We start from the raw sequence: 26,233 nt of genomic DNA on the forward strand, positions 1-26,233 counted from the left end.
GGTCATCCCGCCTCCCCCAGGGCCAGCGCGGCGGTCAGTTCCACGGCCCGGCCTCCGCCGCCGCCGCCGGGGGACGGGTATCCGTCGATGTCGGGCACGGCCTCCACAAGTTCCGCCTCCGTCGCCTCCGGGGCGAGGGAGCGGAGCGCGGCGTGCACGGTGTACAGGTTCGCCAGGTCCACCCAGGCCGGTTTGGCGGGACTCAGTCCCAAGTGCGCCGCCTGACGCAGGTAGAAGCGGCGCGGCAGGCCGTGTCGCGCGGCCCACTCCCTGAGTCTGTCCAGATGGGCGAGGTGCGGCTCGCCCCGCTCGTGGACCGGCAGCATGCTGCTCGGCAGTCGCCAGGTGCGCCGCCGCAGCACCAGCCTGCCGTGGGTGAGGCGTTCCGTCACCACGACACCGCGGGCCGGTGCCGGCTGCGGGTCTCCGGTGTGGTGTTCCCCGTTCGCACGCACCCGGACGACCCATGGGTCGGTCAGCGCCATCAGGACCCGGTGCGCGCCGCCGACCAGGTGCCGGGGTACGGACCCGAGGTACGGGAAGGACACCGTGCGGCCGTCCGCCCGTCGCAACGCCTGGAGGGTGCCGCTCGCCGGGTCGTGGCGCAGCGCGAGGTGCCCCAACAGGACGCCCCTGCCGCCCCGGGCCGGCAGCGTGGTGGGCCACTCCAGGTGAGCCGCGAGCCGGGTGTCGAGGTACTGCACGGGGGCCCAGTCGTGCCAGGCCGCGGTCTGCAGCGGCTCGGCACCGGGTGTGAGGCGGCGCAGCCATGCGGCGAGCCCCTCGCCCGCGGCCTCGTGCACCCCGGGGACGGCCAGCCACCGGGTCAGCAGGGCCCCCGGCCCGGTGCTGATCCGGTTGACCACCGTCAGGTGGCGGCCCGCCCGCACGTCCTCCGGGGTCGCGGCCGCGACCTGGAACAGCGCGGTCGCCGTCGCCGGTGCCAGGGTGCCGAAGCCGTCCGGGGCCACGGTGTCCGTCCGGACTCGGTCGTCGCGCACCGCCTCGGAGAGGACGCCGAACAGGGCTGGATGCCGGACCACCTTCAGCAGGAACGTGAGCAGGTCGGGCTCGTAGCCACCCGGGCCGTACTCGGCCACGAAGGCGGCAACCAACTGATCGTAGAACCGTGACCTGACGACGTTCCCGGCGAGCAGGTCGCGCAGCCGCTCCAGATCCTCCCGCACTGCGGCGCCGGCCACCGCGTCCGTCCCGCCGTCCCCTACCGTCTCGTGCACCAGGGGCGCGGAGGCCAGCCAGTCGGGTTCCACGGCGTTGGCGGCCCGCAGTGCGCGCGTGCCGGCGTCCCGCAGGCGGGACACGGCCGTGATCCGGACGGTGGGGTCCATGTGCGCCGCGGCGCGCTCCTGGTCCGCCGCGTCCCGCACCGCGGCGCGGAAGGCGCGGGCCCGTGACACCTCGTCGGCGTCCGCGGGGCCGGTTCCCGTCTCCGCGTCGGTGAGGCTCGCGGCCAGCTCCGTGAGCGGGGCGGCCGAGTCCGGCGCCCACGGGGTGACCGGTTGCAGGATGCCGGTGCGCACCAGCCGGGTCACGGCCGGGGCAGGCACGTCCAGGCGCCGGGCCCACGCGCCGGTGCCCGCCGGTTCCGCGTCCCGGTGCGGCAGGACCCGCGTGGCCAGTCCCGAGAGGATCTGCGTCTCGTCGTCGCCGCAGAAGAACCCGTCGGCGCAGGAGTGGAAGGGCAGGAGGGCGACGACCGTGCCGTCGGCCTGCCGGCGCAGCGAGGGATTGGCCCGCAGCGTCAGCCGCCGTGCCAGTTCCGGCACCCGGGCCATGGCCAGCAGCAGCTCGACGGCCAGCGGCGTCGTCCCGCTGGTGATGCGGCCGGGCTCCGGGAGCGCCGCGGTCTCCCCGAGGACCAGCGGCGCGATCGTGGTGAAGTGGCTGAAGGGGCTGGTCTTCAGCGCGGCCCGCGTGACGTAGGAGGTGACGGTCCTGGCGGCGCGATGCTGCGGCGCGGCCGACCGGGCCGGCCGGGCGCTGAGGAACCCGGGGCTGGCCAGGGCCAGCGCGGCCCGCATCGGCCCACCGTCGAGCAGGCGCGTCATCTCGTGCCAGGAGGCGTCCAGTTCGGCCGTCAGCGTCCCGGCGGCCTCCCGCTTCAAGTCCTCCAGCTCCTCGGTCAGCCGGGACCAGTGCTCGCAGGCCGCTCGGGCCGGCTCGTCCAGCACGGGCAGCAGGGTCATCAGGTCGGCGCCGGTGCGGGGCGTGCGGCGGGCGTTGTGGATGTCCCGGCGCAGCCGCACGGCGGCGCGCCGCAACTCCCGGTCCGCCAGCGTCGGCACGACGGGGTGGAGCAGGTCGGTGACACGGGCGGACAGCGCGGAGCGCTCGTCCGTCAGTCGCGCGGCCCGCTCCAACAGGCTCCAGGTCTTCTCCTGGGCGAGGGCATGGACGTCCGCGGGGGCGAGCCCGCCGGTGCGGGCCACCAGGATGTCGCACACCCGGGGGGACGCGCCGCGCATCACAGTCCTCCCAGGAGGTGGGTGCCGAGGGTGAGGAGCCACCAGGTCATGCCGGTGACCACGAGCAGCACGTATACCGCGCACGCGGTGCCGTACATCAGGTAGACGGCCTTGCGGCGGCGGGTCAGGTGCTTGAGGTAGGTGGGGAGTTCGTTGCGCAGCACCAGATGGGCCAGGTACGCCATGGCCCGGCCACGCAGGTTGAGTTCGCCGAGTGCCGCCTCGAGGGCCTGCTGTCCGTCCGTGGGGAGCAGTGGGTTGAGGTTGACGACGGTCATGGTCAGGCCGAGCACGGTGGCCGCGACCGCCACGGAGTGCACGAGCCCGGAGGAGCCGAGAGCGACGGCTCCGTACACGCCCGTCCAGCACAGGTCCTGCAGGGGCCCGACGATCGAGATGGCCGCTCTCCCTCCCCGGGAGCGGACCCGGTAGGCGTCCGTCCGGTCCACGTACGCGATCGGGATGACGCCGTACCACAGGGCGATGCCCAGTTCGCGCGGCCGGACGCCATGTACTCGGCAGGAGACCGCGTGCCCGAGTTCGTGCAGGACCGTCTGGAGCAGGAGCGCCACCATGGCCAGCAGCCACGGCTTGGGCGTAAACGGCAGCGAGGACGTGCTGAGGGCGGTGACGGCGACGGTGAGCGCGGCACCCGCCAGGGTCGCGGCGGCCGGCACGCGAAGCGTGGCGGGCGCGGCCCGCAGCAGTCGTGAGACCGGGTCCACCAGCCGGGTGAGCCCCTCTCGCAACAGGGGCAGATGCCAGGTCGGCGTGCGGGAGACGGCGCCGGCCAGACGTGTCTTCCGAGAGCTCGGGGGTGCCGGCGAAGCCTCCCCCTCGAAGACTCCGCTCGCCGACAGCTCCGAGAGCAGTTGGGCCAGCTGGGCATCGATCCGGTCCCGGCCGACTCCGGAACTCACGGCCAGAGTCTCCGCGATGTCCGCGCCGCTGCGTGTGCCGTCGAGGTCGCGGACGACCCGCGCGGCCTGCCTGCCAAGCCGCACGTACCGCCCTGACCGGGCGTCGAACAGCATGGGCGCCCCGTCCGCGCCCTCGAGGAGCTCCACGTCAGGACGGAGCCGGAACCGGTTCCCGAGCACGGAGTGCTGGAGGTTTGGCACGGCGTCTCCTAGGACTAGATTGGGATGGGCGGTGCGGCGCCGGGCCGGTGGTCCTACCCCTCCGGAGCTCCGGGCGCCGCACCTCGAAACCGGTTGGCGGGCACATGTGGGTTGTGCCCGTCAGCCGGTGCCGCACGAGAACGAACTGGCGGTCGACACGCTGCTGCCACAGCTGCCCGCCGTGGCGACGGAACCGCCGGTGAACACGCACGCCGCAGTCGCCGCGGCCCTGGATGCCTCCAGGGGCTCGGCCGTCAGCTCTTCGAGGAAGAGACCGAAGTCGTCGCCGAGCGCGTTCGCGTCGTCGTTCGCGTTCATTTTTCTCACCTCCTCCCCGGGGATTCGGTGACCATCGGCCGCGGCGTCAGCAGGAACAGGAGGCCGTGCTGGCGCTGGACGCGGTCGACGCGGTCGAGCCGAACGTGCCGGCGCTCCCGAAGGTGGCCGCGCTGTTCCAGCAGCACCCGGCGGAACGCGCGTCCGGCATGTCCTCGCTCCACAGTTCCTGGAGCGAGCCTTCCTCGGCGAAGAGATCCAACTCTTCGTTCATCTCAACGCTCCTCGTAGCGGGACCAGGACCTTGAACGGATCAGCCGCCCGATGAAGCGGTGCTCCATGAGTAGACACAGCCGGCCGGGCACGAGACGGTGCTCGCCGTGCTGACCGTGGCCACGGTCGAGTTGCCCGCGTTACGGACGTCCGGCATGACCTCGGCGGTCAGACCGGTCTCCAAGGCGGACCAGTCCTCGACGAAGAGCTCGTCGTCACTGAAGTTGTCCATGAAGGTGAACCTCCCTCCAGGTGTGGTGGCGGACGGTCTCTCCCGCGCCTCCCTGACACGGGCGACGGCCCAACTCTCCGGCAACGGCGCCGTCGTCGGCCATTGGACCTTGGTATGACGGGGCCGCGGCGGCGCAGGAGCACAGCACGCCGTGATAGCGCAGGGCGACCACGGTGGCCTCGGCGCGGGCCTGGAGCCCGAGCTTCGCCAGGATTCTGGTGAGATGGGACTTCACCGTTCTCTCCGTGATGCCCAGCGCCTTGGCGATCTCGCGGTTGCCGACGCAGGCGATCAACTCCATGAGCACCTCACGCTCGCGGTTCGTCAGGGTCGCGAGGGCGGGCCGGAAACTCCGGTTGAGTGCCGCGGAAGTGCTCAGGTGCCGGCATGACGCATGCTCATCCAATGTCTTGTTCCCCCGTGTTTTTCGCCGACGGCCAGGGACACCGCCGCCGCGTCGGCTCGGCGGGTCACGGACTCGCTTCCCGGGTGCGGACGATGGCTCCAGGAAGGGCACACAGCTTGCCGACCTCTTCCGCAATGGAACAACGGGCCCGGGTTGTCCCGGACGTGCGACAACCTGTCCGGCCTGGTCACAGCCTCTGTCCGGCCTGACGCGGGACGCGCCGGACAAACGGGACGGGGTGCATCTCGCGGGAACGTCACCGATGCCGCGCCGCCCCGGTGCCGTAGGGATCACGTGTTCGACAGGAGCGCGCGCCGGATGGTTCCCTTTCGGACATGCCGACCCTTTCCGTGACCACCTGGTCCCTGGAGCAGACCGCGCCCTCCGACCTCCGCCCTGCCGCCGTGCCCGAGGGGGACGTCCGGGTGGTCCGCTCCGAGGTGCCCTCCCCCGAGTTCAGCCGGTTCCTGTACGCGTCGGTCGGCGGTGACATCCGCTGGACGGACCGGCTGGGCTGGTCGTACGCGCGGTGGCTGGAGCATCTGGACCGGCCCGGGGTGGAGACGTGGGTCGCCTACGACCGGGGGACGCCGGCGGGGTACGTCGAGCTGGAGGCGCAGCGGGACGGGGTCGTCGAGATCGTCTACTTCGGGCTGCTCCCCGCCTTCCGCGGGCGGCGTATCGGCGGACATCTGCTGTCCTGCGGCACGGCCCGTGCCTGGGACCTGGCGGACCGGTGGGCCGGGCTGAAGCCGACCCGGCGGGTGTGGCTGCACACGTGCAGCAAGGACGGTGAGCACGCCATGGACAACTACCGGCGCCGCGGTTTCACCCTCTTCGACACCAAGGTGGAGGAGGAGCCCCAGGTGCCGACGCCGGGTCCGTGGCCGGGGGCCTACCCGGTCTGACCAGCATCGACAAGACCGCGTACGGCGTGTGTGACCCAGAACACCCCTGTCTCCCACTGCGAGACAGGGATGTCCACATTCCGGATAACGGTGGACTGCGTCCAAGCGGCCGTGCCAGGCTTCCGCCATGCCTGGAACTGGAATCGCCTTGGTGAGTCGGCGGCACGTCGACCTCGGCCGCATGTCCAGCGCCATCTGTCCGGCGCGCTGAGAGCACCCAGCACCGCCCGGCATTCCTCTCTTCATCTCACTCCCCGCGCAATGACGCGCACTTGTACCCGTGCGCACGTATGCGCAGGTCAGAGTACTGTTCCCGCCTGTCCCGAAGGACGTGTCCGCCATGGCCGCCACCCCGCAGAAGCCTGCCGTCGCGCAGCGAGCTGCCGCCGCGACTCCCCGCCGCAAGGTGAGTCGTCACCGCGGAGAGGGACAGTGGGCGATGGGGCACCTGACCCCGCTCAACGGCACCGAGCAGCTCAAGAAGGACGACAACGGTCTCAATGTGCGGACACGCATTGAGACGATCTACTCCAAGCGCGGTTTCGACTCCATCGACCCCAACGACCTGCGCGGACGCTTCCGTTGGTGGGGCCTGTACACGCAGCGCCGCCCCGGGATCGACGGCGGGCGCACCGGTTTCCTGGAGCCGGAGGAGCTCGAGGACACGTACTTCATGATGCGGGTGCGCGTCACCGGCGGCCGGCTCACCACCGAGCAGCTGCGGGTGATCGGCGAGGTCTCCGAGACCTACGCCCGCGGCACCGCCGACATCACCGACCGGCAGAACATCCAGTTCCACTGGGTGCGCATCGAGGACGTGCCCGCCATCTGGGAGCGCCTGGAGGCGGTCGGCCTGTCCACCACCGAGGCGTGCGGCGACTGCCCGCGCGGCATGCTCGGCTCCCCGGTCGCCGGGGTCGCCGCGGACGAGATCATCGACGGGAGCGCGGCGCTGGACGAGATCGTCCGCCGCTACATCGGCGACCCGCGCTTCTCCAACCTGCCGCGCAAGTACAAGACGGCCGTCTCCGGCTCCCCGCTCCTCGACGTCGCCCACGAGATCAACGACATCTCCTTCGTCGGCGTGGTCCACCCCGAGCACGGCCCCGGCTTCGACCTGTGGGTCGGCGGCGGTCTGTCCACCAACCCCAAGTTCGGCGTACGCCTGGGCGCCTGGGTCCCCGAGGCGGACGTGCCGGACGTCTGGGAGGCCGTCACCTCCGTCTTCCGCGACTACGGCTACCGCCGGCTGCGCAACCGCGCCCGGCTGAAGTTCCTGGTCGCCGACTGGGGCCCGGAGAAGTTCCGGCAGGTCGTGGAGGACGAGTACCTGGGCCGCAAGCTGATCGACGGACCCGCCGTCGAGATGCCCGCGCAGGCCTGGCGCGACCACATCGGCGTGCACCCCCAGAAGGACGGCCGCTTCTACGTCGGTTTCGCCCCGCGCGTGGGCCGCATGGACGGCTCACTGCTCACCAAGGTCGCCGAACTGGCCGAGAGCCACGGCTCGGGCCGCGTCTCCACCACCGTCGAACAGAAGATGATCATCCTCGACGTGGCGGCGGACCGGGTCGACTCGCTGGTCGACGGACTGGAGGCGCTGGACCTGAGGGTCAGCCCCTCCCCGTTCCGCCGCGGCACGATGGCCTGCACGGGCATCGAGTTCTGCAAGCTCGCCATCGTCGAGACCAAGGAGCGCGGCAGCGACCTCATCGACGAACTCGAGCGCCGGCTCCCCGACTTCGACGAGCCGCTCACCATCAACATCAACGGCTGCCCCAACGCCTGCGCCCGCATCCAGACCGCGGACATCGGTCTCAAGGGCCAGCTGGTCACCGACGCCGAGGGCAACCAGGTCGGCGGCTACCAGGTGCACCTGGGCGGCGCGCTCGGTCTTGAGCCGTCCTTCGGGCGCAAGGTCCGCGGTCTGAAGGTGACCTCGGACGAACTGCCCGACTACATCGAGCGGGTCGTCAGGCGCTTCCAGGCGGAGCGCGAGGACGGCGAGCGGTTCGCCGCCTGGGTCGGCCGCGCCTCGGAAGAGGCGCTGTCATGAGCGAGCGCGCCGCACCGTTCCACTGCCCCTACTGCGGCGAGGAGGACCTGCGTCCGGGCGAAGACGGCCACGGGACGTGGGAATGCGGCGGGTGCAACCGGGCCTTTCAGCTGAAGTTCCTCGGCCTGCTCGCCCGGGGGCTCGAGCGATCCGACACGGGAGGGGACCGGTCATGACGGCCCTGCAGGAAGAGCGCACCGCGGCCGACTGGAAGGCGCTGGCCGAGCAGGCGGGCCGCGACCTGGAGGACGCCTCCGCGCTGGAGATCCTCCAGTGGGCCGCCGAGACCTTCGGCAACCGCTTCTGCGTGACCTCCTCGATGGAGGACGCGGTGGTCGCCCACCTCGCCTCCCGCGCGCTGCCCGGCGTGGACGTGGTGTTCCTCGACACCGGCTACCACTTCCCGGAGACCATCGGCACCCGGGACGCGGTCGAGGCCGTGATGGACGTCAACCTCATCACGCTGACCCCGCGGCAGACGGTCGCCGAGCAGGACGCGGAGTACGGTCCGGGGCTGCACGACCGCGACCCCGACCTGTGCTGCGCGCTGCGCAAGGTGCGGCCGCTGGAGGAGGGCCTGCGCACCTATCTGGCCTGGGCCACGGGGCTGCGCCGCGACGAGTCCCCGACCAGGGCGAACACCCCGGTGGTCGGCTGGGACGACAAGCGGCAGAAGGTGAAGATTTCTCCCATCGCCAGATGGTCACAGGAAGATGTGGCAGCCTACGTCGCCGAGCACGGCGTTCTCACCAATCCGCTGCTCATGGACGGCTACGCCTCCGTGGGCTGCGCACCCTGCACGCGCCGGGTGCTGGAGGGCGAGGACGCCCGCGCCGGCCGCTGGGCGGGCCGCTCCAAGACCGAGTGCGGGCTGCACGGCTGACCATGACCTCGCCTTCGACGAACCAGGAGAACCACGTGACGACCGGAGCCACCGTCTGGCTCACGGGTCTGCCGAGCGCCGGCAAGACCACCATCGCCCACGAACTGGCCGCCCGGCTGCGCGAGCAGGGGCGGCGGGTCGAGGTGCTGGACGGCGACGAGATCCGCGAGTTCCTCTCGGCGGGGTTGGGCTTCAGCCGCGAGGACCGGCACACTAACGTGCAGCGCATCGGCTTCGTCGCGGAACTGCTCGCCCGTAACGGCGTCACCGCGCTGGTGCCCGTGATCGCGCCGTACGCCGACAGCCGGGACGCGGTGCGCAAGCGGCACGCGGCGAACGGCACGCCGTACGTCGAGGTGCACGTGGCGACGCCGGTCGAGGTGTGCTCCGTACGCGATGTGAAGGGCCTGTACGCCAAGCAGGCCGCGGGTGAACTCACCGGGCTCACCGGTGTGGACGACCCGTACGAGGAACCCGAAACACCCGATCTGCGGATCGAGTCGCAGAACCAGACCGTGCAGGAGTCCGCGGCGTCGGTGTACGCCCTGCTCAGCGAAAGGGGACTGGCATGACGACCGTCGCCACCGTCAGGGAGGGCACGGCCGGACCGTACGCCCTCTCCCACCTGGACGCCCTCGAGTCCGAGGCCGTGCACATCTTCCGCGAGGTGGCGGGCGAGTTCGAGAAGCCGGTGATCCTCTTCTCCGGCGGCAAGGACTCCATCCTCATGCTGCACCTGGCGCTGAAGGCGTTCACCCCCGCGCCCGTCCCCTTCTCCCTGCTGCACGTGGACACCGGGCACAACTTCCCCGAGGTCCTCGCCTACCGCGACCGCACCGTCGCCCGGCACGGGCTGCGGCTGCACATCGCCTCGGTGCAGGACTACATCGACCGCGGGGTGCTCAAGGAACGCCCGGACGGCACCCGCAACCCGCTCCAAACGCTGCCGCTGACCGAGAAGATCCAGAGCGAGAAGTTCGACGCCGTGTTCGGCGGCGGGCGCCGCGACGAGGAGAAGGCCCGCGCCAAGGAGCGGGTGTTCTCGCTGCGCGACGAGTTCTCCCAGTGGGACCCGCGCCGTCAGCGCCCCGAGCTGTGGAACCTGTACAACGGCCGGCACGCCCCCGGTGAGCACGTCCGCGTCTTCCCGCTGTCCAACTGGACCGAGCTGGACGTGTGGCAGTACATCGCCCGCGAGGGCATCGAACTGCCGGAGATCTACTACGCGCACGAGCGCGAGGTGTTCCGCCGCTCCAACATGTGGCTGACCGCCGGTGAGTGGGGCGGCCCGAAGGAGGGCGAGCGGGTCGAGAAGCGGCTGGTGCGCTACCGGACCGTGGGCGACATGTCCTGCACCGGCGCGGTGGACTCCGACGCCGACACCATCGAGAAGGTGATCACCGAGATCGCCGCCTCCCGGCTCACCGAGCGCGGCGCCACCCGCGCCGACGACCGGCTCTCCGAGGCCGCGATGGAAGACCGCAAGCGCGAGGGGTACTTCTAGAGATGAGCACCATCACCACCGAGGAGCTCGCGGCCACCACGCTGCTGCGGTTCGCCACCGCCGGCTCCGTCGACGACGGCAAGTCCACCCTGGTGGGCCGGCTGCTGCACGACTCCAAGTCGGTCCTCACCGACCAGCTGGAGGCCGTGGAGCGCGCGTCGGCGAGCCGGGGCCAGGACGCTCCCGACCTCGCGCTGCTCACCGACGGTCTGCGGGCCGAGCGGGAGCAGGGCATCACCATCGACGTCGCCTACCGCTACTTCGCCACGCCCCGGCGCCGGTTCATCCTCGCCGACACCCCCGGCCATGTGCAGTACACGCGGAACATGGTCACCGGCGCGTCCACGGCCGAGCTGACGGTGATCCTCGTCGACGCCCGCAACGGTGTCGTCGAGCAGACCCGGCGGCACGCCGCCATCGCCGCGCTGCTGCGCGTCCCCCACGTCGTCCTCGCCGTCAACAAGATGGACCTGGTCGACTACCGGGAGGCCGTCTTCGCGGCCATCGCCGAGGAGTTCACGGCGTACGCGAGCGAGCTGGGCGTCCCCGAGATCACCACGATCCCGATCTCGGCACTGGTCGGCGACAACGTGGTGGAGCCGTCCGCGCACATGGACTGGTACGGCGGCCCGACCGTGCTGGAGCACCTGGAGACCGTGCCGGTCAGCCACGACCTGGCGCACTGTCACGCGCGGCTGCCCGTGCAGTACGTGATCCGGCCGCAGAGCGCCGACCACCCGGACTACCGCGGATACGCCGGCCAGATCGCTGCGGGCACCTTCCGGGTCGGCGACGAGGTGACCGTGCTCCCCTCGGGCCGTACGACGACGGTGACGGGGATCGACCTGCTGGGCACGCCGGTCGACGTCGCCTGGACGCCGCAGTCGGTGACGCTGCTGCTGGCCGACGACATCGACATCTCCCGCGGTGACCTGATCGTCCCCAGCAAGGACGCGCCGGCCACGTCGCAGGACATCGAGGCGACCGTGTGCCACGTCGCCGACCAGCCGCTGACCGTCGGCCACCGGGTACTGCTCAAGCACGGCACGCGCACGGTCAAGGCGATCGTGAAGGACATCCCGTCCCGGCTAACGCTGGACGACCTGTCCCTGCACCCGCATCCGGGCACGCTCGGCGCCAACGACATCGGCCGGGTGAAGATCCGTACCGCCGAACCGCTGCCCGCCGACTCCTACGCGGACTCGCGGCGCACGGGCTCGTTCATCCTCATCGACCCCAGCGACGGCACCACGCTGACCGCCGGGATGGTCGGTGAGTCCTTCGCCGCGCCGGAGCCCGTCAAGGACGCCGCCGAGGACGACGGGTGGGACTTCTGACCATGCGTATCAGCGAGGACGCCGGCGCCGCGTCGCACACCGACTTCCCCGCGGGGTTCGCGAAGGCGGGCGGCCGGGCCGGCCGGGGGTCCCCCCGGACGAAGTCCGGGGGAAGGGCGCTCGGCGCCGGGCAGGGCGGGGTCGAACGATGTGTGCGCTGACGTACGCGCACCGCTCGCGCGCCCTCACCCCCCGCCGCCGAAAACCTGCCGACTCCCCGGCCACGTCCTGAGGACGTGACCGCCGGGTCTCCGAGAGGACAGTCTCCCGTGCCTGCCACACCAGTCCTGCGCCGCACCCTCGCGGTGCTGGCCGCGCTCCCGCTGCTCGCCCTGGCCGCGTGCGGCTACGGCTCCCAGGCCAAGGACGACGACACCGTGAAGGTGGCGGCCGGGGCGGTGAAGACCGGTGGTCTCGACTCCGTCCGGATCGGGTACTTCGGCAACCTCACCCACGGGACCGCGCTGGTGGCCAACAGGAAGGGCTTCTTCCAGACCGAGCTCGGCGGCACGGAGGCGAAGTACGCCGTCTTCAACGCGGGACCGTCGGCGATCGAGGCCCTCAACTCCGGTTCCCTCGACATCGCCTTCCTCGGCCCGTCACCGGCCGTCAACGGCTTCACCAAGGCGGACGGCAAGAACCTGCGGATCGTGGGGGGCGCGGCCTCCGGCGGGGTGAAGCTGGTGGTGGACCCGGACAAGGTGACGTCGCTCGACGACGTCGAGGGCAAGCGGATCGCGACCCCGCAGCTCGGCAACACCCAGGACGTGGCGTTCCTCAACTGGGCGGCCGAGCAGGGCTGGAAGATCGACCCGCTCAGCGGCAAGGGCGACGTCACGGTCGTCCGCAGCGACAACAAGGTCACCCCGGACGCGTTCCGCTCCGGGTCCGTCGACGGGGCCTGGGTGCCGGAGCCGACCGCCTCGAAGCTGGTCGCCGAGGGCGGCGAGGTGCTGCTGGACGAGGCGTCCCTGTGGCCGGACGAGAAGTTCGTGATCACGAACATCGTGGTGCGCAAGGAGTTCCTCGACCGGAACCCCGAGGCGGTCGAGGCGGTGCTGCGGGCGTCCGTCGGGGCGAACGCGTGGATCGGCGCCCACCGCGACGAGGCCAGGACCGCCGCCAACGAGCAGTTGGCGGCCGACGCCGGGAAGGCGCTGCCCACCGAGGTGCTCGACCCGGCGTGGCAGTCCATTCGGTTCACCGACGATCCGCTGGCGTCGACGCTCGCCGTGCAGGCGGACCACGCGGTCGAGGCGGGTCTGCTGGAGCAGCCGGACCTGACCGGCATCTACGACCTCAGGCTGCTCAACAAGGTCCTCGAGGAGGCCGGCGAGCCGGCCGTCGACGACGCCGGACTCGGCGTCGCATAAGCCCGGATCACGAAGAGTTCCCAGGAGGTGACGACCATGGCCACGACCCTCACCCAGGCCGCCGACGGCGTCGGGGCAGCCACGCACGCCGCCCGGATCGAGCATGTCTCGAAGTCGTTTCCGGGTCCGGCCGGGCGGCAGCTCGTGCTGGACGACATCACGCTCGATGTCGCGCCCGGCGAGTTCGTCACCCTGCTGGGTGCCTCGGGGTGCGGCAAGTCGACGCTGCTGAACCTGGTCGCGGGCCTGGACCGGCCCACGGCAGGCGCGATCAGCACGGACGGCCGGCCCGCCCTGATGTTCCAGGAGCACGCGCTCTTCCCGTGGCTGACCGCGGGCAAGAACATCGAACTCGCCCTGAAGCTGCGGGGCGTGCCGAAGAACGAGCGGCGCGGGCGGGCCGAGGAGCTGCTGGAGCTGGTCCGGCTGAAGGGCGCCCACGGCAAGCGGGTGCACGAGCTGTCCGGCGGCATGCGGCAGCGGGTCGCGCTGGCCCGGGCGCTCGCCCAGGAGAGCAAGCTGCTGCTGATGGACGAGCCGTTCGCGGCCCTGGACGCCATCACCCGGGACGTGCTGCACGACGAGCTGACCCGGATCTGGCGCGAGACGCGGCTGTCGGTGCTGTTCGTCACGCACAACGTGCGCGAGGCGGTCCGGCTCGCGGAGCGGGTGGTGCTGCTGTCCTCCCGGCCCGGCCGGGTCGCCCGCGAGTGGACGGTCGGCATCCCGCATCCGCGCCGTATCGAGGACACCGCCGTGGCGGAGCTGTCCGTCGCGATCACCGAAGAACTCCGTGGGGAGATCCGCCGTCATGGCCAGCACTGAGACGACCTCCAAGGACAAGGACGGGGGCGACCTCGCCGGTCTGGAGGCGGGTCTGGACGCCCTGGAGACGGTGCAGACCGGCCGTACGCCGCTGCGGCAGACCCTCCTGGAGAAGGTCCTGCCGCCGGTCGTGGCCGTCGCGCTGGTGCTGGCCGGGTGGCAGGGACTGGTCTCCTTCAAGATCGTCGACGATCCGACCAAGCTGCCCTCGCCGGGCGCGGTGTGGCAGGTGCTGCGCGAGGCGTGGCTCCAGGGCGAACTGCTCGGCTACATCTGGACCAGCGTCTCGCGCGGTCTGCTCGGCTTCTTCTTCGCGCTGCTGATCGGCACCCCGCTGGGGCTGCTGGTGGCGCGCGTGAAGGTGGTGCGCGCGGCGATCGGGCCGATCCTGTCCGGTCTGCAGTCGCTGCCGTCGGTGGCGTGGGTGCCGCCGGCGGTGATCTGGCTGGGTCTGAACAACTCGATGATGTACGCGGTGATCCTGCTCGGCGCGGTCCCCTCCATCGCCAACGGCCTGGTCTCCGGGGTCTCCCAGGTGCCGCCGCTGTTCCTGCGGGCGGGCCGCACGCTGGGTGCGACGGGGCTGAAGGGCACCTGGCACATCGTGCTGCCGGCCGCGCTGCCCGGCTATGTGGCGGGGCTGAAGCAGGGCTGGGCGTTCTCCTGGCGGTCGCTGATGGCGGCGGAGATCATCGCGTCCTTCCCGGACCTCGGCATCGGGCTCGGCCAGCTGCTGGAGAACGGCCGCAACGCCAGCGACATGGCCATGGTCTTCGAGGCCATTCTGCTGATCCTGACCGTCGGTATCGCCATCGACCTGCTGATCTTCAGTCCGCTGGAGCGGTGGGTGCTGCGCAGCCGCGGTCTGCTGGTGAAGGGCTGAGCCGCCATGCGCCGTCCGGTACTTCTCGTCGTCGCCCACGGCAGCCGCGATCCCCGGCACGCCGCGACCGTGCACGACCTGGTGCGGCGGGTGCGCTCGCTGCGGCCCGGGCTGCGGGTGGAGACCGGGTTCCTGGACTTCAACATCCCCTCGGTGCGGGGCGCCCTCGAGTCCCTGGACGCGGAGGGCGTCCGCGAGGTGGTGGCGCTCCCGCTGCTGCTGACCCGCGCCTTCCACGCCAAGTCGGACATCCCGGCGGTGCTGGCCGAGGCCCCGCCGCGGCTGCGGATCCGCCAGGCCGAGGTACTGGGCCCGTCCCCGCTGCTGCTCGCGGCCCTGGAGCGGCGGCTGTACGAGGCGGGCCTGACGCCCGCCGACAAGTCCTCGACCGGGGTCGTGCTGGCCTCGGCGGGGTCCTCCGACCCGGAGGCGATCGCAGTGATCGCAGAAATCGCGCGGGAGTGGCGGCACACCGGTTGGTGCGCCGTGCGGCCTGCGTTCGCCTCCGCATCCCTTCCCCGCACCGAGCAGGCGGTGGCCGAGCTGCGCGCGGCGGGCTGTGCGCGCGTCGCCGTCGCGCCCTACGTCCTCGCCCCCGGCTTCCTCCCGGACCGGATCGCCCGGGGCGCGGCCGGGGCGGACGTCCTCGCGGACGTGCTGGGGCCCGCGCCGGAGGTGGCACGGGTGCTGCTGGAGCGGTACGAACAGGCGCGGGCGCCGCGGCTCACCGCGGTCGGTGCCTGACGGCTCAGTCGAAGGACAGGCCGCCGGTCCTGGTCCGCTTCAGCTCGAAGAAGTCGGGGTCGCGGGCCAGCACCCGGAAGCTGTCGAAGAGTCCAACCGCGCGCTCGCCCCGGGGGACGGCCCGCAGCACGGGTCCGAACCACACGGTTCCGTCGACATGAAGGGTGGGCGTCCCCACATAGGCGCCCGTGTCCGCCTCGGTGCCCGCCTCGTGGCTGCGGCGCACGGCGTCGTCGTACGCCGGGTCGTGCGCGGCGGCGGCCAGGTCCGCGGGCAGGCCGAGTGCGGCGAGGGATTCGGCGACGACGGTGTCGAAGTCCTCCATGCCGCGCTCGTGGATGCGGGTGCCGAGGGCGGTGTAGAGGTCGCGCAGCACCTTCTCGCCGTGCCGTTGCGCGGCGGCCACCGCCACCCGCACCGGGCCGATGGAGCGGTCGACCAGGTCCCGGTACCAGTCGGGCAGCTCGTTGCCGGCGTTGTGCAGGGAGAGGCTCATCACCCGGAAGCGGAGGTCGAGGGGGCGGTGCCGCTCGACCTCGAGCAGCCAGCGGGAGGTGATCCAGGCGAAGGGGCAGGCGGGGTCGAACCAGCAGTCGACGCGGGTGGGCGCTCCATGACTCATACCGTCGACCGTAGGCGCGGCGGGCAGCGCGGACCTGGTCCACTTCGCCGCGCCGCGACTGGTCCACTTGGGCCCGCTCAGCCCTCCGTGAGCTCCACCAGCTTCAGCACCGTGTTCCAGTTGCGGGTGGTGGCGACGACGCCCTTGTTGAGGCGCGGCTTGGACAGGTGCTCGGCGAGTTTGGAGCGGCCCAGGCCGTTCGGCGCGTACAGGTAGAGCACCCGGTCGCCGAGGCGGAACTCCTCGGGGAGGAAGGCGTCCTGGTCGATCTCCGCGAAGCGGTCGGCGGTGACGGGCTCGGAGAAGTAGGTGACGTGGATCTGCTTGGGCTCCAGCGTGCCGGCCGGAAACGGGCAGGCGTCGGCGACCGCCTTCAGATAGGCGTGGTCGCGCACGATCACGTCGACGCCGAAACCGAAGTGCCGTTCGATCGCCGCGGACAACTCGGCCGCCAGCGTGTCCTCGTCGCCGTGCCCGGAGGTGAACACCGCCTGGCCGCTCTGCAGATGGGTGCGCACGTCCTGGTGGCCGAGGCCCTCGATGAGGGTGCGCAGTTCGGCCATCGGGACCTTCCTGCTGCCGCCCACGTTGATCCCGCGCAGCAGCGCCGCGTATCTGGTCGTCATGGGCACACCCTAGGGGGCCGTCGTGCCCCGTGGGGGCGGGCACGACGGCCGGGTCCGCGCTCGGCGGATGTCCGGAACTCTGGCCGACCGGCGGTGGCCGGATCAACCAGTACACGCGCCTGTGATTTTTTCAACAAGGTTGAGGAAAGGCGGGCACCGGCCCCGCGACCCTGATCTTCGTCTCCGGATCCCCGAGTCGTTGTAGGGGACCACTGTCCTCCTCTGTGGGGAGGGCGTGAACGACCAAGGGATGACGTGTGCTCCCGGAGCTTCACCGGTCAGCACGACGAGACGCGCTTACGCGGCCCATACCTTCTAAACGTCAGGTGGCGGCAGGGGGTCGCTGCCGAGCAAGAGGGAGCGAGCCCGTCATGAAGAACGGAGATTCGCGGGTACGGGGCCTCGCCGCCCGGGCCGGCGGCTGGAGCGCCCGGCACCGCTGGGCGGCCGTCGGCATCTGGGTGCTGTTCGTGGTGCTGGCGATGGGTCTCGGTTCGGCCGCAGGCCGGGTCGACGTCGGCAACAGCGATCAGCTCAAGGGAGAGACCAACACCGCCGCGCAGATCATCGAGGACGCCGGCATCGAGGAACCCGCCAGTGAGACCGTGCTCGTCCAGGCGAAGGACGAGGGCCTCACGGCCACGGACGAGGAGTTCCGGGCGGCGGTCACCGCGGTCATGGCGGCGGTGGAGAAGACCGGCGAGGTCACCGGCGTGACCTCGCCGTACGACAGCGACACCATCTCGGAGGACGGGCGCAGCGCGCTGGTCCAGTTCGACATGCGCGGCGAGTCCGACACCGCCGGTGAGCGGGTCGAACCGGTGCTGAAGGCCGTCGAGGACGTCCAGCGCGACCACGACTCGCTGCGGATCGCGGAGATCGGCGGCGCCAGCATGATGAAGACGTTCGACGACGCGTTCGGCGACGACTTCAAGAAGGCCGAGTACTCCGCCGTACCCGTGGCGCTCGGCATCCTGCTGATCGCGTTCGGCGCGCTGGTCGCGGCGCTGCTGCCGGTGGCCCTGGCGATCACTGCGATCATGGCGACGATGGGTCTGATGGGCCTGGTCAGCCACCTCCAGCCGATGAGCGATACCGCGAACTCGGTGATGCTGCTGGTCGGTCTGGCCGTCGGTGTGGACTACTGCCTGTTCTACCTGCGCCGTGAGCGCGAGGAGCGGGAGGCCGGACGGGACGCGCAGACCGCGCTGCGGATCGCCGCCGCGACCAGCGGCCGGGCGATCGTCGTCTCCGGTGTCACGGTGTGCGTCGCGATGGCGGGCATGCTCTTCACCGGGATCGCGGAGTTCGAGGCGATGGGTCTGGCCTCGCTGATGGTCGTGGCGGTCGCCATGGTCGGCTCGGTCACCGTGCTGCCCGCGCTCCTTTCGCTGCTGGGCGAGCGGGTCGAGAAGGGCCGGGTGCCGTTCCTGCGCCGGCGCCGCTCGGGCGGCAGCACGGAGAGCCGGTTCTGGACGGCCGTACTGAATCGGGTGCTCGCCAGGCCGGTACTGGCCGTCGTCGTGGCCGCCGGTGCGCTGCTCGCCGTGGCCGCCCCCGCGGTGGGGATGAAGACGGAGAACCTCACGCTGGACCAGGAGTTCGGCGACTCGCTGCCGATCGTGCAGACGTACGACCGGGTCAACGAGGCGTTCCCGGGCGGCTCGGAGCCGGCCGAGGTGGTCGTCAGGGCGGACGACATCAACGCGCCGGAGGTGCGCGCCGCGCTCGACGACTTCCGTGAGCAGGCGGTCAGTTCGGGTGCCTCGCAGGGCCCGGTCGAGGTCAAGGTGCACGAACGCGAGAACGTCGCCTTCGTCTACGTGCCCCTGGTCGGCGGCTCCGACCAGGACAAGGCGGGCGCGAGCCTGGAGAAGCTGCGCGACGAGGTGCGGCCGGCCACGCTCGGCGAGGTCGACGGCGTCGAGGCGCCGATCACCGGGCAGATCGCAGGGTCCAAGGACTTCAACGACCAGCTGGTGGGTGCCGTCGTTCCGGTCTTCGCCTTCGTCGTGGTCTTCGCCTTCCTGCTGATGCTGCTGTCGTTCCGCTCGCTGACGGTCGCGATCACCTCGATCGTGCTGAACCTGCTGTCGGTGGGCGCCGCGTACGGCATCCTCGTGGCGGTCTTCCAGTACGGCTGGGGCGCGTCCCTGGTGGGCGCGGAGGGTGTCGGCGCGATCATCACCTGGCTGCCGCTGTTCCTCTTCGTGATCCTGTTCGGCCTGTCGATGGACTACCACGTGTTCGTGGTCTCCCGTATCCGCGAGGCCCGGATGCGGGGCCGGACGACGCGGGACGCGATCCAGCACGGTGTGGTCACCACGGCCGGTGTCGTCACCAGCGCCGCGGTCATCATGGTCGCCGTGTTCGCGATCTTCGGGACGCTGTCCATGCAGTCGATGAAGCAGATGGGCGTCGGCCTCGCGGCGGCGGTCCTCATCGACGCGACGGTCATCCGGGGCGTGCTGCTCCCGGCGGTGATGTCGCTGCTCGGCGAGCGCAACTGGTACTTCCCGAAGTGGCTCCACCGCCTCCCTGACCTGACCCACGACGAGTCCCCGGAACCCCCGGCAACCCCGACAACCTGGAACGACGAGAACGAGCGCGTACCGGTGTAACGAGACAGGCGCACCACGAGAGGGGCCCGGCGGTTCTCCGCCGGGCCCCTCTTGCGCCTGCGGGCAGTCGTGCCTCCCCCAGTGCCTCAGGGGCCTGGGAGGTACCCCCAGGGCGGCACGGGTGGGCGCAGGCGGCATCCCGTAAACGCCGGGCTGCGCAACCAACCCCCGCCCAGCCACGTCACCGCCGCACAGTCAGCTCCGCCTCGATCAGGTCCGCCGCCCGCCGCGTGCCCCCCTCCTCCGCCATCTCGCCCTGAATCGCCTTCATCCGCCGCGCGACCTCCGGGTCGTCCAGGAGCGCGAGGGCCGCCCCTCGCAGAACCTCGGCACGAGCCTCCTCCGCCGGCACATGCCGAGCCACCCCCAGTCCCACCAGCATCTCCGCGTTGCCGAACTGATCCACCGCCTGCGGCACGGCGATCATCGGCGTCCCCGTGACCAGCCCCTCCTGGCTCCCCCCGGCCCCCGCATGCGTGACGAACAGGTCGGCCTCCCGGAGCACCGCGAGCTGCGGCACCCAGTCCCGCACCTCCACGTTCTCCGGCACCTCCCCCAGCTCAGCGGGGTCGACATGCCGCCCGATCTGGAGGACCACGTGCCACCCGGGCAGCCCGGCGAACGCCTTGACGCACTCGCGGTAGAAGTCCGGCTGCTTGGTGAAGGACGACCCGAGCGACACCAGGACGACCTTCTCGGCGTCCGCCGGCCGCTTCCAGCCCCCCTCGGCGCTGCGGTCGCCCTGACAGGCGCCGACGAAGGAGTGCACCCGCTCGTCGACCCGGTCGGCGTTCGGCTGGAGCGCCTTGGGGATGAGGACGATCGAGCGGGCGGGGCGGCCCACGAAGGGGTCCGGGTGCTCGGTGATCCCGTTCTCCTCCAGCCACGCGTGGAAGCGGGCGTAGTACGCCTGCCCCCGCTCGGTCTTCAGGGGCTCCTCCCACGTGGGCTCGCCGACCTCCTGCTCGTACCCGTCCCAGGCGACGAGGTTCGGCGAGAGGGAGATCGCGGGCACGCCCCAGCGGTGGGCGAGGACGCGCGCCGGGTAGGAGGTGATGTCGTGCAGGACGAGGTCGGGGGTGTCCCCCGCGTAGGCCTCGAGGAGCTGCGGGAGCGCCTGGATGGCGTCGTCCAGGAAAGGCTCCACGTTGTCCAGCAGCGTGGTGCCCCAGGCTTCGGGGTCGTCGTCGGGGCCGGGGAGCGTGCTGTTCCACAGCTTGGGTTCGGCGCCCGTCTCGGCGACCTTCCCGGCAAAGCTGGGCGGGATCGCGTAGGTCACCCGGTGGCCGCGTGCCACGAGCTCCCGGATCACCTCGAGGCTGGGGTTCACGTGCCCGTGGGCGGCGATGGAGAACATGGCGATGTGAGCGCGAGCTGTCATACTGGAACCCTAGACGAGACGAAACGTCTCGTGCAACGTATTTACCCCGCCGCAGGCCCGCCCGCCCGCGCAGGTGCGACACTGACCGGCGGACAGGGCGTGGACGCACGACACGGAAGGCGGCGGACGGATGGACGAGGCACGGGCGCGGGACGTCCTGGCGGCGGCGAAGGTGCTGCCCGGCTCGGCAGGGGACGCCCGGCTGCTCGCCCTCGGCGAGAACGCGGTGTTCGCCGCCGGTGACCTGGTCGTCAAGGTGGGCCGCGCCGACGCCGAGCTGATGGACCGGGCCCGCCGGGAGCTGGCCGTCGCGGACTGGCTGGAGGCGGAGGGCGTGCCGGCGGTGCGGGCGGCCGAGCCGGAGGCGCTCCGGGTCGAGGGGCACCCGGTGACCGTGTGGCACCGGCTGCCGGAGGCGGTGCGGCCCGCCGGGCCCCGGGACCTGGCCGCCCTGCTGCGCCAGGTCCACGCGCTGCCCGCGCCGCCCTTCGCGCTGCCGCCCCGTGAGCTGCTGGGCGGGGTGGAGCGCTGGCTGCGGCTCGCGGGGGACGCGATCGCCCCCGCCGACGCGGCGTACCTGCGCGAACGGCGCGACGGTTTCGCGGCGACGGCCGCGAAGCTGACGCCGCGTCTGGCCCCGGGCCCCATCCACGGCGACGCGCTGCCCCGCAACGTGCACATCTCCCCGGACGGGCCGGTCCTGACCGACCTGGAGACCTTCTCGGCCGATCTGCGCGAGCACGACCTGGTGGTGATGGCCCTCTCCCACGACCGCTACGGGCTGCCGGACGAGGACTACGCGTCCTTCACCGACACCTACGGCTGGGACGTACGCGACTGGGAGGGCTGCCCGGTGCTGCGCGGCGCGCGGGAGACCGCCAGCTGCGCCTGGGTCGCCCAGCACGCCCCGGGCAACCCGAAGGCACTGGCCGAGTTCGAACGCCGGGTGGCCTCACTGCGGAACGGCGACGACAGCGTCCGCTGGTATCCCTTCTGACAGGTCAGACCGGCTCGCCCGCCGGCTCCCGCAGCGGCCAGGTGCCGTCGATCATCGCGTCGGCGTGGCCCTTGCGGCGCAGGAAGTCCTGGAAGTCCGCCGCCCATTCGGCGTACCACTCGATCTGACGGCGGTGCAGTTCCGCCGGGCCGAGGGCCGCGACCTTGGGGTGGCGGACGGCTATCGCGCAGGCCAGCCGGGCCGCGGCGAGGGCATCGGCGGTCGCGTCGTGCGCCGAGTCCAGGAGGACTCCGTACTCGGCGCAGACCGCCTCCAGGTTGCGCTTGCCGCGCCGGTAGCGGTCGACGGAACGGTCGATGGTGTACGGATCGATGACGGGGGCGGGGTCGACGCCGCCCAGGCGGTCGCGCAGGGACGGCAGTCCGTAGCGCCGCAGTTCGGCGGCGAGCAGGCTCAGGTCGAAGGCGGCGTTGTACGCGACGACCGGTACGCCCGTCTTCCAGTAGGCGGCGAGGACACCGGCGATGGCGTCGGCGACCTGGCCGGCGGGGCGGCCCTCGGCGGCCGCCCGCTCGCTGCTGATGCCGTGCACGGCCACCGCCTCGGCGGGGATCGGCACACCCGGGTCGGCCAGCCACTCGCGGCGCCCCAACGGCTCCCCCGCCCTGACCTCGATCACGGCGCCCGTGACGATCCGTGCCTCGCGCGGGTCGGTGCCCGTCGTCTCGAGGTCGAAGCCGATCAGCAGCTCCCGGTGCCAGCCCATGGGCTGCCCCCCTTCATATGTGGTGCGTTCCCCCAGTGGGCTCCACCCTCGCACGCGCCACTGACAACCAGAGGATCGCCTTCCGCTTACCGCGGCCACCACGGGCGCCGGAACCGGGCGTTCACGACACCGGACGCGAATCGGCCCACATCAGCTCGAACTCCTCGCGATAGGTGGGGAACAGCCCGCCTTCCTCGACTTCGCCCGGCTTGACCACCTTGGTGCCGTTGCGCAGGACCAGCACCGGCGCTTCCATCCCCCGGGTGCGCCGCAGGTGGTTCTGCACGACCGCGATGCCGTCCGACCCGTCGCCGTCCACGAGATAGGCCGTGCAGCGGGGCGTCTCGTCGTAGACCTGGATCTCGAAGGCACCCGGGTCGCGCAGCCGGGAGCGCACGCGGCGCATGTGCAGGATGTTCATCTCCACGGCGCGCCCGAGCTCGCCCCGCTTGAGACCGAGCTCCCGCTCGCGCCGCTTGACCGCGCTGGAGGCGGGGTTGAGGAAGAGCAGCCGGACCCGGCAGCCGGACTCCGCCAGCCGCACCAGACGGCGCCCGGAGAAGTTCTGCACCAGCAGGTTGAGCCCGATGCCGATGGCGTCGAGCCGGCGGGCGCCGCCGAAGATGTCCTCGGCCGGGAAGGTGCGCAGCAGCCGCACCCGGTCGGGGTGGACGGCCACGACATCGGCGTACCGGTCGCCGACCAGGTCCTCCACCGCGTCCACCGGCAGCCGCCGCGCGGACGGCACGTCCCCGCCGGCGCCGAGCATCTCCAGCAGCCGCGCGGAGGCCCGTTCGGCCTGGGCGAGGACCGCCTCCGACAGCGCGCGGTTGCGGGAGACGACGTTCCGGGTGACTTCCAGCTCGTCCAGCGCCAGCTCGACGTCCCGGCGGTCGTCGAAGTACGGCTCGAAGCAGGGCCAGTGCTGGACCATCAGCTCCCGCAGCTGCGGCAGGGTGAGGAAGGACAGCACGTTGTCGTCGGCCGGGTCGAGCAGATAGCCCTTGCGGCGGCTGACCTCGCGGACCGCGACCGCGCGCTGCACCCACTCCTGTCCGGCGGGTCCGGCGGCGGCGACCACCCAGTCGTCGCCGTGGACGGGCTCGTACACGGGCCGCAGCACCGCCGCCACCACCGCGCGGAGCCGCTGTTCGACCAGGTTCAGCCAGATGTAGGCGCGGCCCGCCCGCTGGGCGCGGGTGCGCACCTCACGCCAGGCGTCGGCGCCCCAGTCCAGCTCCGGCCCGATCGAGCCCGCGTCCATCGGCCGTGCCAGGGACACCGCGCCGGGCGGGACGTCCGTGGAACTGCTCCCCTCGTGACCGTCGTCACCAGGGGGCAGCTCCAGCCCTCCCGAGCCCACCCGCGCACCGCCTTCCGCTCCCCCGAGCACTCCCCGTCCCAACGATCAAGGAGACTACTCCGCAAGCGGCGCACGGTGCAGCCCGATGGACAGGGTCGTTTCTCAACTTCCCCGAGCCGTGCGCCCGTTCCCTCCACCCCGGTGCCGCGAGTGAGCTGATTCATACCGCGAGCGGCCGGTGCGCGGGTCACGGGCCCAAGGGGCTGGGTAGAAGGTGGTTCCCGCCCGTTCGGGGAGACACGGAAACACTCGGAGCCAAGGCGCCCCACCGGCGCCGTACACCTGAAAGAGTCGTATCCATGCAGGTCTGGCCTGGCGAGGCGTATCCGCTCGGTGCCACGTACGACGGCGCCGGAACGAACTTCGCGGTCTTCACGGAGGCCGCGGACCGAGTAGAGCTGTGTCTGCTGCACGACGACGGCTCCGAGACCGCGATCGAACTGCGCGAGAGTGACGCGTTCGTACGGCACGCGTACCTGCCCGGCGTCATGCCGGGGCAGCGGTACGGCTTCCGTGTGCACGGGCCGTACGCCCCCGAGCGGGGGCTGCTGTGCAATTCGGCGAAGCTGCTCCTCGACCCCTACGCGCGGGCGATCAGCGGGGAGATCCAGTGGGGCGAGGAGGTGTACGGCTACCACTTCGACGACCCCGGCCGGCGCAACGACCTCGACTCGGCGCCGCACACGATGACGTCGGTCGTGGTCAACCCGTACTTCGACTGGGGCGACGACCGGCGCCCCCGAACGGAGTACCACCACACGGTGATCTACGAGGCGCACGTGAAGGGTCTCACCATGCGCCACCCCGGGCTGCCGGAGGAGCTGCGCGGCACGTACGCGGGCCTCGCGCATCCGGCGATCATCGAGCACCTGAGCGAACTGGGCGTCACCGCGCTGGAGCTGATGCCGGTGCACCAGTTCGTGAACGACCACCGGCTGGTGGACATGGGCCTGAACAACTACTGGGGCTACAACACGATCGGCTTCTTCGCCCCGCACAACGCCTACGCCTCCTGGGGCGACCGCGGCCAGCAGGTGCTGGAGTTCAAGTCGGCGGTCAAGGCGCTGCACGAGGCGGGGATCGAGGTGATCCTCGACGTGGTCTACAACCACACCGCCGAGGGCAACCACCTGGGGCCGACCCTGTCCTTCAAGGGGCTCGACAACCCCTCCTACTACCGGCTCACCGACGACCCCCGCTACTACATGGACACGACCGGCACCGGGAACTCGCTGCTGATGCGGTCCCCGCACGTGCTTCAGATGATCATGGATTCGCTGCGGTACTGGGTCACCGAGATGCATGTCGACGGATTTCGCTTCGACCTCGCGGCGACCCTGGCGCGGCAGTTCCACGAGGTGGACCGGCTGTCGTCGTTCTTCGACCTGGTCCAGCAGGACCCGGTGGTCTCCCAGGTGAAGCTGATCGCCGAGCCGTGGGACGTGGGCGAGGGCGGCTACCAGGTGGGCAACTTCCCGCCGCTGTGGACCGAGTGGAACGGCAAGTACCGCGACACCGTGCGGGACCTGTGGCGGGGCGAGCCGCGCACGCTCGCGGAGTTCGCCTCCCGGCTGACCGGCTCCTCGGACCTGTACCAGAACGACGGGCGCCGCCCGCTGGCCTCGATCAACTTCGTGACCTGCCACGACGGCTTCACCCTGCACGACCTGGTGTCGTACAACGACAAGCACAACGAGGCCAACGGCGAGGACAACCGGGACGGCGAGAGCCACAACCGGTCCTGGAACTGCGGGGTCGAGGGCGAGACCGACGACCCGGACGTGCTGCGGCTGCGGGCCCGGCAGATGCGCAACTTCGTCGCCACGCTGATGCTCTCCCAGGGCGTGCCCATGATCAGCCACGGCGACGAGGTGGCCCGCACCCAGCGCGGCAACAACAACGCCTACTGCCAGGACAACGAGCTGGCGTGGCTCGACTGGCCCGACCTCGGGGAGGAGGGCACCGAGGAGGGGGACCCGCGCCGGCAGCTGCTGGAGTTCACCCGCGCGATGGTGTGGCTGCGCAAGGACCACCCCGTCTTCCGCCGGCGCCGCTTCTTCCACGGCCGGCCGGTGGAGGGCACCCACGACGACCTGTCCGACATCGCGTGGTTCACCCCCGAGGGCGCGGAGATGACCCAGCGGGACTGGGACTCCGCGCGGGCGTCGGCGCTGACGGTGTTCCTCAACGGCAACGCCATCTCCGAGCCCGGCCAGCGCGGGGAGCGCATCGCCGACGACTCGTTCCTGCTGATGTTCAACGCCTCACCCAAGCCGCTGGACTTCGTGGTGCCGGTCGACCACGGCCGGCAGTGGCAGGTGGTCGTCGACACCGCCCGCGCGGACGGCGTACCGCCGGGCACCGGGCCGAAGGTGACGGCGGGAACGCGGCTGACCCTGACCGACCGGAGCCTGACGGTGTTGCAGCGGCCGGTGTAGGTGCTCCAGCCCGTCTGGGGGGTACCCCCTCTGGGGGAGTTCGAGGACGAGGCCCGAAGGGCCGAAAGGGGGGTCTGGGGCGCAGCCCCCAGGGACGATGGGGGTACCTCCCGCTCGAGCGAAGCCGAGAGTGGGGGAGGGAAGGGGCGGC

26 protein-coding genes are annotated in these 26,233 nt (G+C 71.6%); 15 read left to right on the plus strand and 11 right to left on the minus strand.

Annotated features, from left to right (window positions below; genetic code table 11):
- Positions 1 to 2: 2 nt before the first annotated feature.
- The 6 genes from AC5L3C_RS07440 to AC5L3C_RS07465 form a co-directional block, all read right to left on the minus strand.
- On the minus strand, positions 3 to 2,486 hold the full coding sequence (locus tag AC5L3C_RS07440; protein WP_493647811.1) for a hypothetical protein: 2,484 nt from the start codon (positions 2,484 to 2,486) through the stop codon (positions 3 to 5).
- On the minus strand, positions 2,486 to 3,607 hold the full coding sequence (locus tag AC5L3C_RS07445; protein WP_493647813.1) for a PqqD family peptide modification chaperone: 1,122 nt from the start codon (positions 3,605 to 3,607) through the stop codon (positions 2,486 to 2,488). The genes AC5L3C_RS07440 and AC5L3C_RS07445 overlap by 1 nt, the downstream gene beginning before the upstream one ends.
- 120 nt (positions 3,608 to 3,727) lie before the next feature.
- Positions 3,728 to 3,925, minus strand: a complete 198-nt coding sequence (locus AC5L3C_RS07450) for a thiocillin family RiPP (RefSeq protein WP_493647815.1) — start codon at positions 3,923 to 3,925, stop codon at positions 3,728 to 3,730.
- Between the two features lie 46 nt (positions 3,926 to 3,971).
- A complete protein-coding gene (locus tag AC5L3C_RS07455; protein ID WP_493647817.1) occupies positions 3,972 to 4,157 on the minus strand; it encodes a thiocillin family RiPP in 186 nt (61 codons plus the stop codon).
- Positions 4,158 to 4,196: 39 nt separating this feature from the next.
- On the minus strand, positions 4,197 to 4,388 hold the full coding sequence (locus AC5L3C_RS07460; RefSeq protein ID WP_493647819.1) for a thiocillin family RiPP: 192 nt from the start codon (positions 4,386 to 4,388) through the stop codon (positions 4,197 to 4,199).
- Entirely contained in the window at positions 4,372 to 5,088 is a 717-nt protein-coding gene (locus AC5L3C_RS07465) for a LuxR C-terminal-related transcriptional regulator (RefSeq protein ID WP_493647821.1), read from the minus strand. Before AC5L3C_RS07465 ends, AC5L3C_RS07460 begins: the two co-directional genes overlap by 17 nt.
- Before the next feature lie 41 nt (positions 5,089 to 5,129).
- On the opposite strand from AC5L3C_RS07465, the gene AC5L3C_RS07470 reads away from it, so the two are divergent.
- The 12 genes from AC5L3C_RS07470 (at position 5,130) to AC5L3C_RS07525 (ending at position 15,307) form a co-directional block, all read left to right on the plus strand.
- A complete protein-coding gene (locus AC5L3C_RS07470; protein WP_493647823.1) occupies positions 5,130 to 5,702 on the plus strand; it encodes a GNAT family N-acetyltransferase in 573 nt (190 codons plus the stop codon).
- Between the two features lie 127 nt (positions 5,703 to 5,829).
- Entirely contained in the window at positions 5,830 to 5,913 is an 84-nt protein-coding gene (locus AC5L3C_RS07475; protein WP_310887545.1) for a putative leader peptide, read from the plus strand.
- A gap of 129 nt (positions 5,914 to 6,042) precedes the next feature.
- Positions 6,043 to 7,758 (plus strand): nitrite/sulfite reductase, encoded by a 1,716-nt coding sequence (locus AC5L3C_RS07480; protein ID WP_493647825.1) that lies wholly within the window; start codon positions 6,043 to 6,045, stop codon positions 7,756 to 7,758.
- Complete coding sequence (locus AC5L3C_RS07485) at positions 7,755 to 7,934, plus strand: hypothetical protein (RefSeq protein WP_493647827.1); 180 nt, start codon at positions 7,755 to 7,757, stop codon at positions 7,932 to 7,934. Before AC5L3C_RS07480 ends, AC5L3C_RS07485 begins: the two co-directional genes overlap by 4 nt.
- On the plus strand, positions 7,931 to 8,641 hold the full coding sequence (locus tag AC5L3C_RS07490; protein WP_493647829.1) for a phosphoadenylyl-sulfate reductase: 711 nt from the start codon (positions 7,931 to 7,933) through the stop codon (positions 8,639 to 8,641). Before AC5L3C_RS07485 ends, AC5L3C_RS07490 begins: the two co-directional genes overlap by 4 nt.
- Before the next feature lie 2 nt (positions 8,642 to 8,643).
- Positions 8,644 to 9,213 (plus strand): adenylyl-sulfate kinase, encoded by a 570-nt coding sequence (gene cysC, locus AC5L3C_RS07495; protein ID WP_125503428.1) that lies wholly within the window; start codon positions 8,644 to 8,646, stop codon positions 9,211 to 9,213.
- On the plus strand, positions 9,210 to 10,145 hold the full coding sequence (cysD, locus tag AC5L3C_RS07500; protein ID WP_125503429.1) for a sulfate adenylyltransferase subunit CysD: 936 nt from the start codon (positions 9,210 to 9,212) through the stop codon (positions 10,143 to 10,145). Before cysC ends, cysD begins: the two co-directional genes overlap by 4 nt.
- A gap of 2 nt (positions 10,146 to 10,147) precedes the next feature.
- On the plus strand, positions 10,148 to 11,482 hold the full coding sequence (locus tag AC5L3C_RS07505; RefSeq protein WP_125503430.1) for a sulfate adenylyltransferase subunit 1: 1,335 nt from the start codon (positions 10,148 to 10,150) through the stop codon (positions 11,480 to 11,482).
- A gap of 269 nt (positions 11,483 to 11,751) precedes the next feature.
- On the plus strand, positions 11,752 to 12,855 hold the full coding sequence (locus tag AC5L3C_RS07510) for an ABC transporter substrate-binding protein (RefSeq protein WP_493647832.1): 1,104 nt from the start codon (positions 11,752 to 11,754) through the stop codon (positions 12,853 to 12,855).
- A 36-nt stretch (positions 12,856 to 12,891) separates the two neighbouring features.
- Positions 12,892 to 13,680, plus strand: a complete 789-nt coding sequence (locus AC5L3C_RS07515; protein ID WP_493647834.1) for an ABC transporter ATP-binding protein — start codon at positions 12,892 to 12,894, stop codon at positions 13,678 to 13,680.
- Positions 13,667 to 14,563: an ABC transporter permease gene (locus AC5L3C_RS07520; protein WP_493647835.1), complete on the plus strand. Its 897-nt coding sequence runs from the start codon at positions 13,667 to 13,669 to the stop codon at positions 14,561 to 14,563. The genes AC5L3C_RS07515 and AC5L3C_RS07520 overlap by 14 nt, the downstream gene beginning before the upstream one ends.
- Before the next feature lie 6 nt (positions 14,564 to 14,569).
- Positions 14,570 to 15,307 carry a sirohydrochlorin chelatase gene (locus tag AC5L3C_RS07525; protein WP_125503434.1) on the plus strand — a complete coding sequence of 246 codons (738 nt, stop codon included), beginning with the start codon at positions 14,570 to 14,572 and terminating at the stop codon, positions 15,305 to 15,307.
- Between the two features lie 4 nt (positions 15,308 to 15,311).
- Here AC5L3C_RS07525 and AC5L3C_RS07530 read toward each other — a convergent pair whose 3' ends face one another.
- Entirely contained in the window at positions 15,312 to 15,929 is a 618-nt protein-coding gene (locus tag AC5L3C_RS07530) for a mycothiol-dependent nitroreductase Rv2466c family protein (RefSeq protein WP_125503435.1), read from the minus strand.
- A gap of 77 nt (positions 15,930 to 16,006) precedes the next feature.
- Positions 16,007 to 16,555, minus strand: coding sequence for a DUF1697 domain-containing protein (locus tag AC5L3C_RS07535; RefSeq protein ID WP_493647837.1), 549 nt, complete (start codon positions 16,553 to 16,555; stop codon positions 16,007 to 16,009).
- 371 nt (positions 16,556 to 16,926) lie between these two features.
- On the opposite strand from AC5L3C_RS07535, the gene AC5L3C_RS07540 reads away from it, so the two are divergent.
- Positions 16,927 to 19,176 carry an MMPL family transporter gene (locus AC5L3C_RS07540; protein ID WP_493647839.1) on the plus strand — a complete coding sequence of 750 codons (2,250 nt, stop codon included), beginning with the start codon at positions 16,927 to 16,929 and terminating at the stop codon, positions 19,174 to 19,176.
- Positions 19,177 to 19,357: 181 nt separating this feature from the next.
- Here the strand turns inward: AC5L3C_RS07540 and mgt are convergent, their stop codons facing one another.
- On the minus strand, positions 19,358 to 20,557 hold the full coding sequence (mgt, locus tag AC5L3C_RS07545; protein ID WP_493647840.1) for a macrolide-inactivating glycosyltransferase: 1,200 nt from the start codon (positions 20,555 to 20,557) through the stop codon (positions 19,358 to 19,360).
- 130 nt (positions 20,558 to 20,687) lie between these two features.
- On the opposite strand from mgt, the gene AC5L3C_RS07550 reads away from it, so the two are divergent.
- Entirely contained in the window at positions 20,688 to 21,554 is an 867-nt protein-coding gene (locus AC5L3C_RS07550) for a phosphotransferase enzyme family protein (RefSeq protein ID WP_493647842.1), read from the plus strand.
- Positions 21,555 to 21,558: 4 nt separating this feature from the next.
- On the opposite strand, the gene AC5L3C_RS07555 is transcribed toward AC5L3C_RS07550, so the two are convergent.
- A complete protein-coding gene (locus tag AC5L3C_RS07555) occupies positions 21,559 to 22,281 on the minus strand; it encodes a 3'-5' exonuclease (protein ID WP_493647844.1) in 723 nt (240 codons plus the stop codon).
- Between the two features lie 121 nt (positions 22,282 to 22,402).
- Complete coding sequence (locus AC5L3C_RS07560; RefSeq protein WP_125503441.1) at positions 22,403 to 23,644, minus strand: DUF5919 domain-containing protein; 1,242 nt, start codon at positions 23,642 to 23,644, stop codon at positions 22,403 to 22,405.
- Between the two features lie 299 nt (positions 23,645 to 23,943).
- On the opposite strand from AC5L3C_RS07560, the gene glgX reads away from it, so the two are divergent.
- Positions 23,944 to 26,082: a glycogen debranching protein GlgX gene (glgX, locus tag AC5L3C_RS07565; protein ID WP_493647846.1), complete on the plus strand. Its 2,139-nt coding sequence runs from the start codon at positions 23,944 to 23,946 to the stop codon at positions 26,080 to 26,082.
- Positions 26,083 to 26,233 lie beyond the last annotated feature (151 nt).

Source organism: Streptomyces speibonae, from assembly GCF_984686075.1.

Coding starts and splice junctions, on each gene's coding strand:
- AC5L3C_RS07550 (WP_493647842.1), top strand. CDS start 20,688: ATGGACGAGGCACGGGCGCGGGACGTCCTGGCGGCGGCGAAGGTGCTG.
- AC5L3C_RS07530 (WP_125503435.1), bottom strand. CDS start 15,929: ATGAGTCATGGAGCGCCCACCCGCGTCGACTGCTGGTTCGACCCCGCC.
- AC5L3C_RS07540 (WP_493647839.1), top strand. CDS start 16,927: ATGAAGAACGGAGATTCGCGGGTACGGGGCCTCGCCGCCCGGGCCGGC.
- mgt (WP_493647840.1), bottom strand. CDS start 20,557: ATGACAGCTCGCGCTCACATCGCCATGTTCTCCATCGCCGCCCACGGG.
- AC5L3C_RS07520 (WP_493647835.1), top strand. CDS start 13,667: ATGGCCAGCACTGAGACGACCTCCAAGGACAAGGACGGGGGCGACCTC.
- AC5L3C_RS07485 (WP_493647827.1), top strand. CDS start 7,755: ATGAGCGAGCGCGCCGCACCGTTCCACTGCCCCTACTGCGGCGAGGAG.
- AC5L3C_RS07515 (WP_493647834.1), top strand. CDS start 12,892: ATGGCCACGACCCTCACCCAGGCCGCCGACGGCGTCGGGGCAGCCACG.
- AC5L3C_RS07525 (WP_125503434.1), top strand. CDS start 14,570: ATGCGCCGTCCGGTACTTCTCGTCGTCGCCCACGGCAGCCGCGATCCC.
- AC5L3C_RS07535 (WP_493647837.1), bottom strand. CDS start 16,555: ATGACGACCAGATACGCGGCGCTGCTGCGCGGGATCAACGTGGGCGGC.
- AC5L3C_RS07455 (WP_493647817.1), bottom strand. CDS start 4,157: ATGAACGAAGAGTTGGATCTCTTCGCCGAGGAAGGCTCGCTCCAGGAA.
- AC5L3C_RS07460 (WP_493647819.1), bottom strand. CDS start 4,388: ATGGACAACTTCAGTGACGACGAGCTCTTCGTCGAGGACTGGTCCGCC.
- glgX (WP_493647846.1), top strand. CDS start 23,944: ATGCAGGTCTGGCCTGGCGAGGCGTATCCGCTCGGTGCCACGTACGAC.
- AC5L3C_RS07475 (WP_310887545.1), top strand. CDS start 5,830: ATGCCTGGAACTGGAATCGCCTTGGTGAGTCGGCGGCACGTCGACCTC.
- cysC (WP_125503428.1), top strand. CDS start 8,644: ATGACCTCGCCTTCGACGAACCAGGAGAACCACGTGACGACCGGAGCC.
- AC5L3C_RS07470 (WP_493647823.1), top strand. CDS start 5,130: ATGCCGACCCTTTCCGTGACCACCTGGTCCCTGGAGCAGACCGCGCCC.
- AC5L3C_RS07480 (WP_493647825.1), top strand. CDS start 6,043: ATGGCCGCCACCCCGCAGAAGCCTGCCGTCGCGCAGCGAGCTGCCGCC.
- AC5L3C_RS07450 (WP_493647815.1), bottom strand. CDS start 3,925: ATGAACGCGAACGACGACGCGAACGCGCTCGGCGACGACTTCGGTCTC.
- cysD (WP_125503429.1), top strand. CDS start 9,210: ATGACGACCGTCGCCACCGTCAGGGAGGGCACGGCCGGACCGTACGCC.
- AC5L3C_RS07490 (WP_493647829.1), top strand. CDS start 7,931: ATGACGGCCCTGCAGGAAGAGCGCACCGCGGCCGACTGGAAGGCGCTG.
- AC5L3C_RS07505 (WP_125503430.1), top strand. CDS start 10,148: ATGAGCACCATCACCACCGAGGAGCTCGCGGCCACCACGCTGCTGCGG.
- AC5L3C_RS07555 (WP_493647844.1), bottom strand. CDS start 22,281: ATGGGCTGGCACCGGGAGCTGCTGATCGGCTTCGACCTCGAGACGACG.
- AC5L3C_RS07440 (WP_493647811.1), bottom strand. CDS start 2,486: ATGCGCGGCGCGTCCCCCCGGGTGTGCGACATCCTGGTGGCCCGCACC.